Origin of the sequence: Paenibacillus wynnii (assembly GCF_000757885.1) — a bacterium.
GTDB lineage: Bacteria > Bacillota > Bacilli > Paenibacillales > Paenibacillaceae > Paenibacillus_AQ > Paenibacillus_AQ wynnii.
On record NZ_JQCR01000003.1, the window covers coordinates 155947 to 174226 of the forward strand.

Below are 18280 nucleotides of genomic sequence, written 5' to 3' on the forward strand. Positions count from 1 at the left end.
ATGAATAGAGACGAAATTGTGGAGCTCATGAAGACCGAAATTGCTGCCATCCTAGGTCAGGAACCTGATGATATCGATGAGAATGTGAACTTTTTGAAAATCGGTGTCTCATCCATTCAGGCTCTGAAAATTATCAACCGGGCGAGAAAAAACCTGGATATAGACATCAGCCCTGTTGCCTTGTTCGAATACAAAACAATATCTGAATTTGCAGGCTACCTTAGCGAATGTCTAAATGAGAAGGTGCTCTGATGAACGAAGAGACACAGCATACAATTATTGCGGAAGCGGAGTCTTTTGTACAAGCAGAGATTCGCCCACATGTGAACGAGTTTGAAGAACAAGGAGGCATCCCTCGTGAACTGATTGCGAAAATGGCCTCCAAGGGGTATTTAGCGGCATCTCTGCCTAAAGAGTATGGAGGTTTGGGACTGGATCCGGTCTATTATGGCTTATTTACTGAGGTATTTGGTAAGGCATGTACAGCTACAAGAAGTTTAATTACTGTTCATACTTCCCTTGTAAGTGAGACCTTACTACGATTTGGTTCGGAGGAGCAAAAAGAGTCGTGGTTGCCTAGATTAGCTAGTGGTGAAGTCATATCTGCTTTTGGATTATCGGAGCCGGATATTGGATCGGATGCAAAAAGCATCAAGACAGCTTGGCACGAAGAGGATGATTATTATGTTCTCAATGGTACTAAGAAATGGATTACTTTCGGGGATATAGCGGATGTATTTATTATTATTGCCTCCAATAACGGGAAGAGTACAGCATTCTTAGTCGAGAGATCCTTTCCCGGTGTTCAGACGAAACGAATCGAAGGTCTGCTGGCTGCACGCGCAACCTATCTTGCAGAGATCCACCTTGATAACGTCAAAGTTCCTAAGAGTAATGTACTCGGGAAATTGAATTTCGCATTCGAATATGTGGTCTCCGCTGCACTTGACCAAGGTCGTTACAGCATAGCTTGGGCCGGTTTAGGAATTGCGCAGGAAGCATTGGACGCCATGGTTACTTACTCCCGCAGCCGTACACAATTCGAGCAAAAAATAAGCAGCTTCCAGCTGATCAGAGGAATGATCGGGGACGCTGTAACCAAAGTGCATGCTGCGAGGGCAATCTGCTTAAGAGCCGGTGAATTACGCAAGCAAAAACATTCAGATGCTTCTATTGAAACGACGATATCCAAATACTTCACATCTAAAGTAGCGGTGGAGGTTACCAATGATGCCCTGCAGATCCACGGTGCAAATGGATTCACCAATCAATATCCGGTGGAAAGATTGTATCGGGAAGCCAAGGTATTAGAGATTATTGAAGGATCGTCTCAGATGCAGCAAGAAATTATTTCTCATTACGGATTGAAACAGTACAACAAGAGGAGTAGAAAGAGATGAGATTTGCGGTGTTATTCCCGGGGCAAGGCAGTCAGTACATTGGCATGTGCAAAGATCTGATTGAAAAGTTCCCTGTAGCGGCTAAGGTATTTGAAGAGGCAAACAGCAGCTTGAATTTTGATATCCGTTCTCTAATCTTGAATGGACGTCTGGAAGAACTAACACGTTCAGAAAATGCTCAACCGGCGGTTGTCACCGCAAGTTATGCGTTGTTTCGAGTCTTCAATGATCAATACGGACTAACACCTTATTGCAGTGCAGGTCATAGTTTAGGTGAGATTTCGGCTCTTATTGCTGCAGGAGCGTTGTCCTTTTCTGAGGGTGTCACATACGCCAGACAAAGGGGATCTATCATGCATCGTGCTCTTGAAGAAAAAAAGGGCAGAGCCGGTATTGTGGTCGATCTGGATATTGAGGTTCTGAACAACATCATTGCGTCCATTCTGGTAAATGATTATGTGGCTGTATCAGGGTATAATTCCCCCAAACAATTTATTGTTGCCGGTTATCCAAGTGCCCTTCGGTCTTTAGAAAAGGAAGTAGATAAGTATGGAGGGCAGTTTATTCCTTTTCGGATGATGCCTATGAAAGCAGATGCCCCTTATCACACTGCCTTGATGACCTATCTAAAACCTGAGTTGGAAGAAGCCTTGCGCAACCTCAAATTTGAGCAGACAAGCTTTGATCTATGGTCCACTGTAACTGGCAAAATCATTGAACCGACAGATTGCATTCCAAGCATCCTCGGCAACCAATTAGTCTTGCCTGTTCAATGGAATCAGGTCCTCTCAAGCATCCAAGATTCAGGAGTGGACTTATTCATAGATATCGGGCCGCAGCAAATTACAAGGAACCTTATGAAAGAGAATCCGGAGCTGCCGGTCAGCTTAGCCTTTGATGATGAAGAAGACCGGAAGAAACTGGGTGAAATGTTGAATATGGAGGTGATCCTGTGATAACAAAAACCAGCATGAAAGATTATAACCACCGAGTGAAGGGACTGCTGCCAGGAGGTGTGCACTATAACTTCCATCTCCCGTGGGAGGAGACCCCTATTCATTTTTTGAAAGCAAATGATAGCCGGGTTTGGGATATGAATGGTGAAGAATACCTGGATTTGTATGCTAGATTCGGTGCGCTGATCGTGGGTCACGGAAATAAGGAATACAATGAGAGCCTTAAAGAAACCATTGATAGGGTTCTCTCCGTGAGTCACTGTGATATGGATGCTGAAGCCTTGGAATTGATCGCAAAATATATACCTTCTGCTGAAATGATTCGCTTTGGACTATCGGGAACTGAAATCGTACAAAATGCACTTCGGTTAGCGAGGGCTTGGACTGGCAAAAACCGTTTTGTCAGATTTGAAGGCCATTATCACGGAAACGCAGACAATATTATGGGTGGGCGGGTTCCGAGAACCGGAGAGCCGATACCTTCTGATTATTTCGGAGATCTAAAAGGTACAGCAGGACGAGCTAAGGATTCACTTGAAAGCCAGTCCTATCTATTGCCTTGGAATGATGCCGACCTCTTGGAAGAACTATTTATCAATAACGGGGATGACATCGCAGCAGTGATTACTGAACCGGTCTGTGTAAATGGTGGAGGGGTTATGCCTGCTCCCGGGTATCTGAAAAAAATGAGAGAACTGTGTGATAAATACAATGTTGTCCTCATCTTTGATGAGATTATCACCGGGTTTCGAATGGGATTAGGCGGGGCGCAAGAAGAATTCAATGTGACTCCAGACCTGACCACACTGGGGAAAGCCATTGCTGGGGGAGGGGTTCCTGTCTCAGCACTGGTCGGTAAAAAAGAGATCATGCAGCTATTGGTAGACAAGAAAGTGATTCATGCGGGAACCTTTAACGGCTATCCCTTAGGTACAGCTGCAGTCAAAACGACCCTTGAAATCCTAAGTAGAGATAATGGATTAGCTATGACGCAAATGAACACAAAAATGAGTATGATCCACGACATTTTAAAAACGGAGGCAGAAGCTGTAGGGCTTCCACTTGTGATTCAAGGCCCGCCTGCTTGTGCATCTTATCATTGCTGCAATGACATTCTTCAAACCACTGCTGATTACACTTTTGAAATCATGTCGCTAGATATTATTCTGCATAATAACCTATCTAAGAACGGTATTCTTGTCTCATCCATCTCCCGGTTATATCCCAATATTTCACTTAACATGAGTGATGTGAATTGGTTTCGTGAGAGAGTGGGCAAGGCATTGTTGGATACAAAAGAAATATATGATGAGCTTATCTAACCCATAGAATCATCAGAATGGAGAAAAATGCAGATGCAAAACCAAACAATTGCTATTATTGGCGCGGGAGTCATGGGATGTGCCACTGCACTGGAAGCCTCAAGACATGGGTATGATGTCATTCTGAAGGATATATCTGCTGCCGCTCTGGAAAAGGCCCCTAAAATAATCAAACAGGAATATCGTTCAGCATGTCTATTCAATAAAGAGTACTCCGCTGTGAAATTGGATACGATTCTGAGTCGGATTACATTTCAAGATGATTACTCGAATATTGAGGATGCCGAAATTGTTATCGAAAATATTAGTGAAAATCTGCACGAAAAGACTTCAGAATATAAGAGATTAGCTGAAGTGTGCAAGAAGAATACACTTTTTGCACTTAACACAAGTTGTATATCTATAACAAAATTGGCCTCATTTCTACCGGACCCCACAAAAGTGATCGGTATTCATCTGATGAACCCAGTGCCTCTTAAGGAAATGGTTGAAGTCGTGAGAGGCTATCATACCTCCGATCAAACTAAGGAAGAAGTGGTCTCTTTCTTAAAGAGCATGGGGAAAAGCGCTATTGTCATTGGTGATTTACCGGGGTTTGTATCCAATCGCCTTTCGCATCTATTCATGAATGAGGCCGCCTTTATCGTTCAGGATGGAATTGCTACAGCTGAACAAGTAGATAACATTATTAAACAAGGCTTCAATCATAAAATGGGACCGCTGGAAACGGCCGATTTAATAGGGCTCGACACGGTTGTCCATTCCCTGGATGTTCTGTACAACAGCTATCACGATCCCAAGTATAGATGTTGTCCATTATTGCAAAAAATGGTGGACGCAGGTCAGTGGGGGCGGAAAAGCAGAAAAGGCTTCTATGAATATTAATGCAGAGAGGACATGTATATGGATGAGAATAAGGAGATTAAATGTGTAGTATGGGATCTAGATAACACGGTATGGGATGGCGTCCTCATAGAATCCAATGATGTGCAGCTCAAACCGGACATTGTCCAGATCATCAGAACACTGGATGAGAGGGGAATCCTTAACTCCATTTCGAGTAAAAATGACTATGATCTAGCTATGGCAAAACTTGAAGAATTTGGTTTGAATGATTACTTTCTATATCCAGAAATTCATTGGAATGCGAAATCTTTTGCCTTGGAACAAATTCAGAAAAATATCAACTTTGGGATGGATGCCATTCTCTTTGTGGATGATCAAGAATTCGAATTGGAGGAGGTGAAAAATGTTCATCCCTTGGTAAATTGCCTTAATTCAAGCGAATATCTGACACTTTTAACAAACCCTCGGTTGAGTCCAAGATTTATAACTGTGGATTCGGCCCGTAGGCGCAAAATGTATCAAGATGACTACAAGAGGAAGCAAGCAGAAAGTGAATACCAAGGACCCTCAGACGCTTTTTTGGCTTCACTCAACATGAAATTCTCCATCTACCCTGCTGAATTAGATGATTTGAAACGGTCCGAAGAACTTACTATAAGAACAAATCAGTTGAATGCCACAGGTAAAACGTTTAGTTACGATGAATTAAATGCGTTGAGAATATCTGATGATTATCAGCTGCTTGTCTGTGAATTGGAAGACAAATATGGAACCTATGGGAAAATCGGCTTGGCCCTAATCCATATGGGAGAAGAATATTGGAGACTTGAGATGATGCTGATGTCATGCAGGGTGATTTCAAGAGGAGTGGGTACCGTTCTACTCACTCATATTATGAAACAAGCTAAGAAGCAAAACAAAATTCTACTGGCGGATTTTCGGGATACCGGACGTAACCGGATGATGAATGTAAGCTTCCGATTTGCCGGGTTTCGTGAAAAAACCTCAGATGAGAATGGGAATGTTGTGTTTGAGCATGATCTGAACAACATCATGAATTTTCCTGACTATATAGAACTCTCCATCAATGAATAAATTTTATTTTCCAAGGAGGATTTTATGAATTATCGAGACGAAATTAGAACATTTATTGGTGAAAACTTATCCATTGATAGTGACGAGGTTGTGTTTTCAGACGATGATAATTATTTTGAACTCAGATTCGTGAATTCCCTTTTTGCCATGAGATTAGTAGATTTTGTGGAACAAAGGTTTGGGGTTGAGATTGAAAATGATGAACTCGATCTTAAGAACTTCAGCACGGTAAATAATCTTACAGCTTTGATGAATAAGAAACTATTAATAAAGGAGAATTAGTCGATGAAAAGTAATAATAAGTATCTCTATTTATATTTGGGCATTTCCTTTGCCGTATGTTGGGGAATTGCCATTGCCTTCATTCTCTTTGAAGATTTCCTTGTTCCACTCACCGGAGAACTTACATTAATGCATCCGTTGGCTATTATTGCTTTGTATTCACCTTCAATTGCCGGAATTATTACATATTATGTTATGGGTGGAACCGAAGCTTTAAAAGGACTATTCTCCAAACTTATTCCGAGAAAGCAAGACTTGGTCTGGTTTCCTATCATTTTAGGAATTTTTATACTCTTTGGTTTGACGATGCATTATGGTTCCTTGCTGTTTGGATTACCAGTCCCGGATATCACCTTCACTGTTCCAGAAATGTTTATAGCGGCCTTGGTAAACTTCATTAAAGAAACAGGGTTGATCGGTGGAGTTTTCGGATGGATCGGATTTTTATTACCGTTCTTACAAGGGAAATTTAAGAATAACATTACAAGTGCGTTACTAACCGGTTTTCTATTTGGACTGTGGGTCCTCCCAGGTTACATTATTTCTTCGTTCGGAACATCGACATCCTACTTATTTTATGTTGCTCAACTGATGGTTTTTGTGGTCTTTCAAAGCTACATTTTCAACGCCACCAAAGGGAATCTTCTATTCTACCTATTTGCTTTCTGGCTTGCTGCGACAGGCAGTCAAATCCAACTGTATTTCTTCAATCCTGATGTACAAAAGCTGCAAATCTCCTACTTTATTATTGCGGCTGTTGTAATACACTTTGTATTTAAGAAAAGGAACATCGCTCAGCCCTTGCAGGTTTTTCCGGATTTTATAAAAGCTTAATGTGCACAATCTGAGTATTCAGGAGGTCCTATGGAAACCGAAATATTTCAACAATTGAAACCGGGCGCAGGGAAGTGGCAGATGATCTGCTTCCCTTACCTGGGAGGTTATGCGAATTCCTATCTAGACTTGGCGAATGCTTTGGATGAGGGGTTTGAAGTGTGGTCGTTAAATCCGCCGGGGCATGGGTTAAGCACAAGTGAACCAGTACAGGATATTGGAATTCTTTTGGACATGTATTACAAGGAATTGCAAGCCATAATCAAACCTCACTGTATCTTTTTGGGTCATAGCATGGGGGGGATCATCGCCTACTTTTTAGCGCAGCGTCTGCTGAATTCCGGTGATTATAGATCCAATTCTCTCCAGTTAATATTATCTGCTTGCAATACGCCTTGTGAATTTAAGGGGACTAATTATTTTAACTTATCCAACGATAAGCTCATTGATCACCTCATTTCTTATGATGGAATTCCGGAGGAACTTATTCATGAGAGAAGCTTGCTAGAATATTTTCTCCCAGTTATTCGAGCCGATTTCAGAGTATTGGAGACATCTTCGAACCTTGATTTTAGACCGTTAGATATCCCTGTCTCCTTTCTCTGGGGTGAAAATGACAAAGTAGTCCCTATGGAATCGGTAATCCTGTGGATGAAGTATTTTAGTAATGAAATCAAGTTAGTCCCTATTGAAGGCGGGTCCCATATGTTTATATCCGCTAAAGCAAAGGTTGTTGCAGAACATCTTGGTGAACTTTTACTTCGACAGACTGTATAAATTTGAACGATTGAAAGGAGTAATGGTAACCGGATGTTATTAAACATGCTGAAGAAAGATTTCTCCAGAAAAAAGAGCATAACGATTGCATTGTTTATTTTTATTTTGTTATCAGCATTACTTGTCTCGGCGGGTTCAAGCATGATCATGGAATTATCTAATTCTTTGAATAACCTATTTACTGCATCAAAAGCTCCGCATTTCGTCCAGATGCATTCCGGAGAATTAAATCAATCGGAAATTGATGACTGGACTTCTAAGAATGACCTTGTGAAAGCTCAGCAGACTGTAGAAATGATCAATATAGACGGATCAAATCTATATTTGGGTAACGATACGGAGTCAGAGAAGAACAGCATTATGGATCTTGATTTTGTTCGGCAGAACACTTCATTCGATTTGTTGCTTAACCTAGAAAGCCAAGTGATCCAACTCTCACGAGGTGAAATTGCTGTACCTATTTACTATAAGCAGCAGAAAAATATGAATATCGGAGACAAAGTCAAAATCACCACGCCATCCTTTGACATGGAATTCACTGTGGTCGATTTTGTCCGGGACGTTCAGATGAATCCCTCCATTATTCATTCCAAGCGATTTGTAGTACATAAAGGCGATTTCGAAAAGATTAAGAGTAATCTCGGTGAAATTGAATACCTGGTTGAATTTCAATTAAATGATTTCAGTAAGCTTAGCGAGTTCAGTAATGCGTACCAATCCTCTAACTTACCCAAGAAGGGGCCGGCGGTTGACTACAGTTTGTTCAAGACTTTAAATTCAATTACTGATGGTGTTGTAGCGGCGGTTATTATCTTTGTGAGTATTCTTCTAAATGTCATAGCCATCCTTTGCATCAGGTTTACGATATTGGCAACGATCGAAGAAGATTACAGAGAAATTGGAGTCATGAAGGCGATTGGAATCAGTCAGAGTTATATTAAAAAGATGTACCTGACAAAGTATGTCGTTATGGCAGCTGCAGCATCTATAATCGGATTCCTGGCCTCCATATTCCTAAACCGTTTGTTCACCGCTAATATTATGCTTTATATAGGCACAGCGCCGAAGAGTGTTTTTCAACACTTGATTTCCTTTATTGCTGTAGTCTTGATCTTTTTAATGGTGGTCTTATTCTGCAGCTTAGTACTCAGAAGGTTCAAAAAGATCTCAACAATAGAAGCTTTGCGGTCTGGAAATATCGGTGATGCAAAGGTCAAGACAGGTTCTCTGCCTCTACACAAAAGTAAATTCTTTAATATTCCTATCTTCCTTGGAGTAAAGGATGTCTTTCAACGATTTAAGATGTTTAGATTGTTACTGATCGTTTTCTTAGTGAGTTCATTTATCATCATCATTCCAGTAAATTTCCTGAACACGATTCAGTCTCCGAGCTTCATCTCCTATATGGGGATAGGCCAAAGTGACATACGGATCGATTTGCGTCTAACAGACAATATCGTTGAAAGATATAAGGAAATGAACTCTTATATTAAGAACGATAAGGATGTTGCGAAATTTTCTCCACTGGTAACCAGTCAATTTAAGATGATAAATAATGATGGTGCTCTAGAGAACATCAGTATCGAGACCGGAGACTTTTCTATTTTCCCCTTGGATTATGTTAATGGGAATGCTCCGACAAGCGACAATGAGATTGCTCTCTCTTATGCCAACAGTAAAGACATGGAGAAGAATGTGGGCGATCAGCTTCAACTAGTAGTCAACGGAACCGAAAATAACATGGTGGTTAGCGGTATTTACCAAGACGTGACCAACGGTGGCCGAACAGCCAAGGCACTTATGCCCTTCAATGCGGATGCTGTACTTTGGTATGTAGTCAGTCTAGATGTATCCGAACATACCGACATCAAGGGGAAGATCGCTGAATATGAAGAAGCATTCTATCCGGCAAAAGTCACCCATCTTCAGGGGTATTTAGACCAAACCCTAGGGAATACCATTGATCAGCTTAAATTAATCACTATTCTGGCGATTTTGATTGCTATCTTTGTATCCATCTTAATAACATCTTTGTTCTTAAAAATGTTGGTTGCCAAAGATTACGCTCAAATTGCTATCTTGAAAAGTATTGGATTTACGCTAAGGGATATCCGAATCAAATATGTAACCATGGCGCTACTGGTACTCAATATCGGGATTATCCTGGGCACTATTGTTTCAAACACGATCGGGCAGAAAATTGTAAGTATCATCCTTTCCTTCTTTGGCGCTTCACAAATTAAATTCGTTATTGATCCAGTTCAGGCCTACATTCTTTGCCCGCTTGTCTTAATGCTTGTAGTGACGATTACAACATTAATCAGCATTATATCGATCAAAAAATCCAGCATTTCTGAGATGATTGTAGAATAGGGAGGAAATCAATGAATAATATATTAGAGTCAAAAGAACTGAATAAAACATATGTTGTGAATAACAAAACTCAGCATAACATTCTTAAAAATGTGAACCTGCAAATCAAAAAGGGTGAATTCGTTTCTGTGATGGGTCCCTCAGGTTCAGGAAAATCAACATTGCTCTACAATATTAGCGGAATGGATAATGTGACTTCAGGAAGTGTTTTCTTTAATGGTCATGAAATCTCTGCTTTTTCTGAGAATGAATTGGCTAAATTACGTCTGAATAAAATGGGATTTATTTTTCAGCACATTCATCTGTTAAAGAATCTAAGCATCTTTGACAATATCATCCTGTCTGCATATATGGCGAAGGTCAGCAGTCGGGAAAAAATCAATCAAAGAGCTCTTAGATTAATGAAGCAGACTGGAATTTCAGAACTTGCTAATAATGATATTACCCAAGCTTCTGGCGGGCAGCTTCAGCGGGTAGCCATTTGCAGAGCGCTAATTAATAATCCGGATATTGTGTTTGGTGATGAACCCACAGGTGCCTTGAATTCCAAGTCGGCTAATGAAATCATGGAAATTCTGGCAGATATCAACCAGGCGGGAACAACGATTATGATTGTGACTCATGATGTTAAAGTTGCTGCAAAAACAGAACGTGTTCTCTTTATGCTGGACGGCAATATCATTGCCGAGCATCAGTTAGGCAAATACTCCAAAGAGAAAAATGATATTAAAGCGAGAGAAAACAAACTTTCAAGATGGCTAATGGAAATGGGCTTCTAAAATAATCGACGGAACAATAATAATCAAAGGAAACTATTTTGACCGTTGTAGACCGGGGGTCGGTCTACAAACGGTGGAGGTATGCTGATGAGGATTCTAAAAAGGCCGGAAGAACGTAGAAGTGAAATCCTGGATGCTGCTGAGTTTCTCTTTGGCACTAAGGGGTATTCAAAAACTACAGTAAATGACATTCTGCGAAGGATTGGAATCGCCAAAGGTACCTTTTACTATTATTTTCAATCCAAAGAAGAAGTCATGGACGCAATAGTAATGCGTTTTATAAACATTGGGTTGGCAGCTGCAAAAGGGATCGCCGCCAATCCCAAACTTAACTCCCATGAAAAAATATATCAAATTATCATGGCGCAAAATCAGGACAGCGGTCGAAAGGACCAAATTATTGAACAGCTGCACCGGGTAGATAATGCCGAGATGCATCAGAAAAGCTTAGTTCAAACCATCTTGTTGCTTACTCCCATTCTGGCTGCTGTTGTTGAACAAGGGATAAAAGAGGGGACGTTCAATACACCTGCTCCGAAAGAAGTGGTTGAGTTTTTATTAGTATCTTCTCAATTTTTACTGGATACAGGTCTTTTCCAATGGGAGCCAGTGGAAATCATTAAAAAGGCGAAGGCTTTTGCTTATATTATCGAAACAACTTTAGGGGCAGAGAAGGGGAGCTTCAGCTATATACCCAGAATGTATGAGCAGATGGTGAAGGATCAGGTTTCAGCAAGCGAAAGGAAGTGAGAAACAGTTGGATGTTGTAAATAATAAGTCATATAAGAAGTTTCTTATTGTGTGGATGGGCCAGATGATATCATCTATCGGGGTGGGTTTGACAGCTTTTTCTCTGGGGGTTTACGCCTTTGAGAAGACAAATACGGCTACAAGTGCAGCTCTCATTACCCTATTTTCATTCCTGCCCTCCATTTTATTAAGACCTGTAGGCGGGGTATTGGCAGATCGATATGATCGCCGGGTTATGATGATTCTAGGAGATCTGGGTTCTGCTTTAGGGCTTGTATTCATTTTGTTTGTTATGTTGACCGGGGATGTTCAGCTCTGGCAGATCTATGTTGGGGTTACAATCAGCTCCATCTTTGCTGCCTTACAAAGTCCGGCTTACAAAGCTTCGGCTACTGACTTATTAACGGATGAGCAATTTTCAAAGGGAAGCGGGTTGGTCCAATTGGCTGAATCAGCCAAATTCCTGTTCTCGCCAATCATAGCCGGATTTCTACTCAGCGTTACGACGATAGAGAACATTCTAATTATAGATATCTCTACATTTGTGGTTGCTATACTTGCAGTTTTGTTTGTTAAAAAGAATTTACAGACCGTATCTAAAGAATCTGAGAATCAAAATTTCCTTACGGATTTAAAAGAGGGTTGGAATGCGATTTCGTCTAGTAAGGGGATCTTACTTCTTGTAACTATTATCTCAATTGTTACTTTTTATCTCGGTTTTTTGCAGACTCTGATCGGACCGATGATACTGTCGTTTTCGGATGCGAGAACACTTGGAACCTTTCAGTCCGTAAGTGCGATAGGGATGATAATAAGCAGTCTAGTTATCGGCATATTTAGTGTAAGCAAGAAGTACTCCCGCATGCTGGTACTGGGTATGGTTTTTGCCGGATTATCCTTTTCGTTATTGGGACTAACAACCAACCTTTATTTTATAATAGGGGCTGGATTCTTATTCCTATCCGCACTGCCATTCATCAACACCAGTGCTGATGTGTTAGTACGGCAGAATATTTCTAATGAAAAACAAGGCAGGGTATGGGGCATCATCGGAATACTCTCTCAACTGGGTTTTGTTGTTGCATACAGTCTAGCGGGTTTCCTGGCAGACCATGTATTTAATCCACTATTAGAAGAAGGGGGACTTCTTGCCCCCAGCATCGGAGAAATTATCGGCACAGGTCCAGGTAGAGGAATTGGACTGTTATTTATTATTGCTGGGGTTTTAGTGATGATATTGGCCGGTATTACCTCTAGGTTCGAATCCATAAAAAGTTTGGAGAATAGTAGTAGACTTACCCAGTCCGAGCAAGAGGTTCAGGGCTAGGAAACTAAGCTGCAAACCCTAAATAATTCACCCGAAAGAACGGCAGAGATGCCGTTCTTTTTTATGATTAATCCGGCTAAAATACCTCAAGTTGTCAAAAGTATTATATTTTTTATTTATAATTTCTAATTAGGCATATCCGCCAATCACCTTTTTGCTTCTTATTAAGACAGATAGCGAGCCTTCTCACGGGCTGCAAACATGTTGTCCAAGGGTATAATCATGGATAATCACTCTTTATCGATAAATTGCATGATTTTATGATCCTCTTCGGCAATTTATTTACGACATTTTACACCCATTCCAATTTAACCCATTAAATAGTAGTATGTTAAAGCATACATACGAAATATAGGAGGGCTTAATGAGTGAGTCTTATTTTACAATCGGTTGATATGGAAAGACTTGAATGTTTTTCGAAGGCTATGCAGGCTTATAACGACGAGGCGAATAAGGTATGCAAGGGTTTGGTCACGGTGTGTAAAAAAACAGAGACGGATTATGAGTGGGAAATAACCTATTATGGTAAGAGTGTATTTATCAGCTCAGATGAAATTTTAAAAATATTAAATCAAAATAATGATACGAATTACAAAGAAAAATTCAAAGAGCTTGTAGCGTGGAAATTGAGAGCGGTCTAGACTAAAAGTAGAGAAGTTGGTCGGATGTGAGTCCGCCAACTTTTTTTTATTTGTATAGTGGGTAAAGCAGGATATATTTATGGCTTGAATTGGCTCACAAATTGAGATAGATTCGTTAAGTATTGATCATCAAACATTGTTTTTGGGGAAAATATGGCCGTCAGGTAGGTTCTGAGTTCAGATGTAGCGAGCTCTTTCTTTAACATAGAATGATCGGCATTGGGCAAGAGGGATACAGAGAGTAAATAAGAGGGTATTTGTTGGCGGTATATAAGTTCAGTATCCTTGACATCAACATGAATGTCTTGCCCCCCTAGAACCAAGTGAACAGGGGACTTAAAGAAGGTCAACTCCGCGGTAGCATCCGATTGAAAATTCTTGGATATAAACTCCCACCTATCTTTGGGAATTATATCTCCCTTGTGAGTCATCTTCAGGTAATCCGTATAGGACGATTGTTCTCTAAGGATATTCAGAACTTGTTCGTTGTAATGTTCTTCCTCCTTAATCTCTTGTTCGGAGTAACCTTCATGTTCCATCTGCTTTTTTGTATTATATTTCCCTTGAGAAATCCAATTTATGGCTGGGGATACTAAGATACTGAAGGCGATATCCTGTTCTTCTCTAACAATCTTTGGTATCACCCAACCCGCTTGACTTGCTCCCCACAAGCCGATTCTTGTGTCATCTATCATAGGTAAAGAATGAGCCCAGTGAATCGCGTAGATGGCTTCCTGCGCACGGTCCTCCATACTTTGCTCTAGCCAGTTCCCGGGAGAACCGTTAACTCCAGGTTTATTGAGTGACAATGAAGCGTAACCGACTGAAGCGAACTTCTCCCATAAAGGCTTATATCCGCCATCGTAGGAGTCATTAATTGGGCCATCACCATGAACAAAGACGACAAGCCCAACGTTTCCTGAGTGATTTTCCGGCAGCACTAACGTTCCCGTTAGTAGGCCTTGGGGCGTTTTAATTTCTATTTTTTCCTCAGTCATTTGATATGAGTTCTGATTCAATATGAAGAGAACCAAGGCAATGAATATAGCCGCTGATATCCCGATTGTTAGCTTGATAGATCTTCTCATAATTTCACTCCTAAGGATTGAGTAATGCTTTCCCGTTCCATGCCATCAAATGCCAAATAGGGGTTTGAAATAAACAATGTCTTATCAGATTATAGTTAGTCCTTTCAATACCAAATTCCAATTTCTCATATAAGTGAATGGCCTGGTCGTTCTTGCCGGCTACGTGAAGAGATAATTTGTTAAATTCAGAGCAAAGGGCATATTGTTGTGCCCAGGCTAACAGATGTCCGCCAATTCCTTGATTGCGATGGCTTGAGTGAACAGCCAAATGCTCAATATAACATTCGCTTGCTTGGGGCTGATACTCTAAAAAGTGCGTCCCGGCTATCAATTTACATACGTTGAAGGTTCCAAACTGCTTGAAGAGTGGTTTGAAGCGAATTTGCCTATCCCCATTACTGGGAGAACAGGTTCTTTTCCATTTCAGGCTAAGCGTACCGACCACTTTCCCGTGTTCCTTGGCCACTACTTGTATTGAAGATAAATCATTAGAATCATAAATCCATATGCTCTCCAATAGCTTGATCAGTTGATGTTTATCCAGATTGACAAGGCTTCGGAACTTACCTTGAAATGAATCTGCTATAAGTTCACATACTGATTCATGATCTTCATCTTGGCGGGTACTCACTTCAAACCGATTTACGCTCATTAAGCACCTCCCTAAATTTAACTGATTCTAACTTGTATTTCATAATGTAGTTTGTGGTTATTGAACATGGAAAGGTAAGATTTCTCTAAAAGGATAATTTGCCCCGGCTCCATATCCTGATGTTGCATGAGATAGTGTTCAAGTTGCCGGAATTCATCCTCTATATCTTGCTCTGAAGATACGAGAAGATGTTTATAGAGATAATTGCCTTTCTCTAAGAGGATGTCGGAGGGAGCGGTAACCTCATAACAAAGGTTTATCTGATTGGAATCATATATATAGTGCAGATCAGCTTCAAATAAATCGGGCAGCTTCGGCCTATTTTCATAAAGGTTTCTAGCATTGAGGTTATGCTGTATTTCATATCTAATCCACTGTTTCAAATGTCTGTCTTCCATAAGTTTGATTTGATAATGATTCTCCGGAGAAGCAAACTCATCATGCTCCTTTACTATCTTTTGCATAAATTGCTGGAGCATGATCAGTTGATCCATCTGAGATTGAACCTTCTTCAAGGAATTGCTCAAAAGCTGATGATAATCATCGGGAGAGAAGGAGGCCATACATTCTTTAATCTCAACAACAGGGACGTTCAGCTTACGGAGCAGTAAAATATGGGATAACTGATAAATCTCAGGAATACCATACATTCGGTACTTATTGGAGTCGGTGTAAGCGGGAAACAGAATTTCCTTCTCTTCAAAATAACGTATTTGATGCACAGAAACATTCATCAGTGTCGACAGCTCGCTTATGGTAATGAACTCTTTCAATTCGCTACTCCTTATCTACATAGTATTTGATATCCCAACTATAAACCTTAGGTCTGACCTAAGGTCAAGGAAAGAATTATGTAGTGTATTATTCAAACAAAAAAGCCCCACCAAGTTAGTGGAACCATTAGGGGAGCCTTTATTTCATAGATGGATTATTCCGCAGGCGGAATCTGAGCTAGTGTAGATTTCTTCTTAGCCAGTTCTTTAGAGAGTTCACGTTGGAGATAACTGAATTTTTTGATGTCTTCTTTCAATTTACTAATTCGACTCATTTTACTGCTTAAATCACTGGCAGAAGAGCTTAGTTTACAGTCTTTCTCCAATTGATTTATTTTAAGAAGAGCTTTGTCTTTTTTCTTCTTTTGCTCCAATATTTTCGATTCAATATCAGCAATTTCTTGATTTAACCGACTAAGGACAGATTTAGTGAAACTAATAGCCATTTTGAATACACCTCTAACTTCTTACTAATTATTGTACAGCTCAGATATTATTCTACTATATGCTTCTCTTTTATGCGAGAAACGCGCCATAATTCCGCGATCAGCAAAGAAATAAATAAATATGTTGCCGACACATATAAATATGGTAATGAAGCAGTACGGTGTATCAGCCAAATTCAACACGAAATTCCCTACTTATGAGAACCTTCAAGAAATCGCTCAACTCATTGCAGATGGAGAAGTTCGCGCAAAGATCGATCATGTTTATCCGATTCGTGAGGTCCAATCAGCCCATAGGCAAAGTGAAAGCAGACACGGCCAAGGAAGAATATTATTAGATCTGAATTCGAAGGAATGGGATTGGCAGAGTTAGAAAGACTAAATTTTGTAGAAATTCTTTAATTGTAGCCATGTTTCATACCAAAAGGTTTTAGATTTATAGGGTGTTGCTATCTCAATTCGTTCATTGTTCTTTGTTAAAAAAACGGTGCATTCAATCGCATCTAGTTTATCCCCAAACTGAAATGCGATATCTAAACAGTATTGTTTATACTGCTTTTCTCTTGTGTCTGACCAATCTGCTTTTTCAGACGAAAATCTGTTTTTCAACTATTTTCTCATCCTCTCTGTTATGCCGTTCTGAAAGTTTGTACTGTGCTCCAATTCGCTTTCTTGCAAGAATTGAACAACATCACATTAAGATACCTCTATATAGTGAAAAAAACGGCATAGAGCCGTTTTTTTCTTTGCCTGATGACTTATTAGGACGTAAGCTAAGTCTCTCTATAATATTTACGGTAGATGGCAGGCGTAATGGCTTCGATTTTTTTGAAGGTTTTGATGAAATAACCTGGTTCATTAAAGCCAAGTTCATCACTAATCTGCGAAATAGGCATATCTGTTACTTCTAACAGCTGCTTTGCCCATTTAACCTTAAGTTTTGCCAAATAACTGGTGAAGTTTTCTCCCGTTTCTTTCGCAAACAGTCTGCTGAAATAGCTGGAACTGATATGACACAACTCAGCCATATGAGTTAATGATATGTTTTCGCTTTTATGGTTATAAATATAATCGAAGGCGGGTTTGAAAATCGGGTTTGTACAAATACTTGTATCATTAGATGTATTTTTCAGATAAGCATCCGCGATAGCATTAGTCATTTCTTTTTTTACGGATTCAATATTTTTAATGGTGTAGCCGGGAAGAATAGTAGAAATATTCAAGGTCTCATCATTTCCAGAAGCTTTCTCGAACATCTCGACCAGCAGATTTTTATTGAGTGCTTCTTCGATAATATAGTTGCATAAGAGAAAGAGCATGTTGGATATTTTAACGACTTCTTCATAGGTCATGGTTGGAATATTATCATAGTGTGCCTTTAAGTCATTTTCTTTAAGGAGATGCAGCGATTTATTCTTCGAAGTGACAATTTGCTCTAGATCATGTCCGTTCTCAGGGTCTGACAGCTTAACTTGTCCTGCCATAACAGCTCCGAGGTATTTATCATCGACAGTGATCGGAATAGCAATATCCACGATATTGAAATGGCACAGATACACGTAAGGAGCGTTTAATCGAACGGCTTCAAGTCCACCGCGCGAATCACATTTTTGGCAATAGGGCAGCAGTTCGGGATCCTTCCGCACATTTTGACAGAACGATTGACAGCTGCTGTGACTGGTCACCGGTATGCCTTTATAATCAACAGTTAGGATTGCGAGTTTAGTAACTGTAGCCAAGGAGTCTTGAAGACGTTTCCACTTCTTCAGATCCAAAATTTTGTTAATACGTAGTGACTCATGTATCAAAATATTACACCTCCAGAGCCAGACTGATAACAATAGGATACCATTGTTTGAGTTTAGTGCAAATAATTACGATTGAGAATTATAATTATTAGTTATGATATTCCACTATCAAGAGTAAAAACCTGCTATAT

The 18280-nt window shown here is 40.1% G+C and carries 21 protein-coding genes; 15 read left to right on the forward strand and 6 right to left on the reverse strand.

Annotated elements, in window-relative coordinates; all coding sequences use genetic code 11:
- The 14 genes from PWYN_RS15925 (at position 1) to PWYN_RS15990 (ending at position 13382) form a co-directional block, all read left to right on the forward strand.
- Entirely contained in the window at positions 1-252 is a 252-nt protein-coding gene (locus PWYN_RS15925; protein ID WP_036654065.1) for an acyl carrier protein, read from the forward strand.
- Complete coding sequence (locus PWYN_RS15930) at positions 252-1400, forward strand: acyl-CoA dehydrogenase family protein (RefSeq protein WP_052088032.1); 1149 nt, start codon at positions 252-254, stop codon at positions 1398-1400. The genes PWYN_RS15925 and PWYN_RS15930 overlap by 1 nt, the downstream gene beginning before the upstream one ends.
- Complete coding sequence (locus PWYN_RS15935) at positions 1397-2356, forward strand: ACP S-malonyltransferase (RefSeq protein WP_036654068.1); 960 nt, start codon at positions 1397-1399, stop codon at positions 2354-2356. The genes PWYN_RS15930 and PWYN_RS15935 overlap by 4 nt, the downstream gene beginning before the upstream one ends.
- A complete protein-coding gene (locus PWYN_RS15940) occupies positions 2353-3678 on the forward strand; it encodes an aspartate aminotransferase family protein (RefSeq protein ID WP_240479778.1) in 1326 nt (441 codons plus the stop codon). The genes PWYN_RS15935 and PWYN_RS15940 overlap by 4 nt, the downstream gene beginning before the upstream one ends.
- A 33-nt stretch (positions 3679-3711) precedes the next feature.
- The gene (locus tag PWYN_RS15945) at positions 3712-4563 is read left to right on the forward strand and encodes a 3-hydroxyacyl-CoA dehydrogenase family protein (RefSeq protein WP_036654070.1); all 852 of its coding nucleotides are present in this window, start codon (positions 3712-3714) and stop codon (positions 4561-4563) included.
- A gap of 18 nt (positions 4564-4581) precedes the next feature.
- Positions 4582-5619, forward strand: coding sequence for an HAD-IIIC family phosphatase (locus PWYN_RS15950; protein ID WP_036654078.1), 1038 nt, complete (start codon positions 4582-4584; stop codon positions 5617-5619).
- A 24-nt stretch (positions 5620-5643) separates the two neighbouring features.
- On the forward strand, positions 5644-5901 hold the full coding sequence (locus tag PWYN_RS15955) for an acyl carrier protein (protein WP_036654080.1): 258 nt from the start codon (positions 5644-5646) through the stop codon (positions 5899-5901).
- A 3-nt stretch (positions 5902-5904) separates the two neighbouring features.
- Complete coding sequence (locus tag PWYN_RS29775; RefSeq protein ID WP_205622767.1) at positions 5905-6735, forward strand: hypothetical protein; 831 nt, start codon at positions 5905-5907, stop codon at positions 6733-6735.
- A gap of 30 nt (positions 6736-6765) precedes the next feature.
- Positions 6766-7512, forward strand: coding sequence for a thioesterase II family protein (locus PWYN_RS15965; RefSeq protein ID WP_036654083.1), 747 nt, complete (start codon positions 6766-6768; stop codon positions 7510-7512).
- Positions 7513-7545: 33 nt separating this feature from the next.
- A complete protein-coding gene (locus tag PWYN_RS15970) occupies positions 7546-9885 on the forward strand; it encodes an ABC transporter permease (protein ID WP_036654085.1) in 2340 nt (779 codons plus the stop codon).
- A gap of 11 nt (positions 9886-9896) precedes the next feature.
- Positions 9897-10664 carry an ABC transporter ATP-binding protein gene (locus tag PWYN_RS15975; protein WP_036654087.1) on the forward strand — a complete coding sequence of 256 codons (768 nt, stop codon included), beginning with the start codon at positions 9897-9899 and terminating at the stop codon, positions 10662-10664.
- Between the two features lie 87 nt (positions 10665-10751).
- Entirely contained in the window at positions 10752-11414 is a 663-nt protein-coding gene (locus tag PWYN_RS15980) for a TetR/AcrR family transcriptional regulator (RefSeq protein ID WP_036654088.1), read from the forward strand.
- Between the two features lie 7 nt (positions 11415-11421).
- Positions 11422-12741 (forward strand): MFS transporter, encoded by a 1320-nt coding sequence (locus PWYN_RS15985; RefSeq protein WP_036654091.1) that lies wholly within the window; start codon positions 11422-11424, stop codon positions 12739-12741.
- 368 nt (positions 12742-13109) lie between these two features.
- Entirely contained in the window at positions 13110-13382 is a 273-nt protein-coding gene (locus tag PWYN_RS15990) for an exotoxin beta-grasp domain-containing protein (protein WP_036654094.1), read from the forward strand.
- Positions 13383-13459: 77 nt separating this feature from the next.
- Here the strand turns inward: PWYN_RS15990 and PWYN_RS15995 are convergent, their stop codons facing one another.
- The 4 genes from PWYN_RS15995 to PWYN_RS16010 all read right to left on the reverse strand — a co-directional run bounded on the left by PWYN_RS15995 (position 13460) and on the right by PWYN_RS16010 (position 16341).
- Entirely contained in the window at positions 13460-14470 is a 1011-nt protein-coding gene (locus tag PWYN_RS15995) for an alpha/beta hydrolase family protein (protein ID WP_036654096.1), read from the reverse strand.
- 10 nt (positions 14471-14480) lie between these two features.
- On the reverse strand, positions 14481-15122 hold the full coding sequence (locus tag PWYN_RS16000) for a GNAT family N-acetyltransferase (RefSeq protein WP_036654099.1): 642 nt from the start codon (positions 15120-15122) through the stop codon (positions 14481-14483).
- Positions 15123-15139: 17 nt separating this feature from the next.
- Positions 15140-15895 (reverse strand): helix-turn-helix domain-containing protein, encoded by a 756-nt coding sequence (locus tag PWYN_RS16005; RefSeq protein WP_036654100.1) that lies wholly within the window; start codon positions 15893-15895, stop codon positions 15140-15142.
- Between the two features lie 155 nt (positions 15896-16050).
- On the reverse strand, positions 16051-16341 hold the full coding sequence (locus PWYN_RS16010) for a hypothetical protein (RefSeq protein ID WP_036654102.1): 291 nt from the start codon (positions 16339-16341) through the stop codon (positions 16051-16053).
- Between the two features lie 121 nt (positions 16342-16462).
- Here PWYN_RS16010 and PWYN_RS16015 point away from each other — a divergent pair, with 121 nt between their 5' ends.
- On the forward strand, positions 16463-16714 hold the full coding sequence (locus PWYN_RS16015; RefSeq protein ID WP_036654104.1) for a zinc-binding dehydrogenase: 252 nt from the start codon (positions 16463-16465) through the stop codon (positions 16712-16714).
- Positions 16715-16719: 5 nt separating this feature from the next.
- Here the strand turns inward: PWYN_RS16015 and PWYN_RS16020 are convergent, their stop codons facing one another.
- Together PWYN_RS16020 and PWYN_RS16025 are read right to left on the reverse strand one after the other, a co-directional pair.
- Entirely contained in the window at positions 16720-16950 is a 231-nt protein-coding gene (locus PWYN_RS16020) for a hypothetical protein (protein WP_036654105.1), read from the reverse strand.
- A gap of 164 nt (positions 16951-17114) precedes the next feature.
- Positions 17115-18149: a PocR ligand-binding domain-containing protein gene (locus PWYN_RS16025; RefSeq protein WP_036654107.1), complete on the reverse strand. Its 1035-nt coding sequence runs from the start codon at positions 18147-18149 to the stop codon at positions 17115-17117.
- Between the last annotated feature and the right edge of the window lie 131 nt (positions 18150-18280).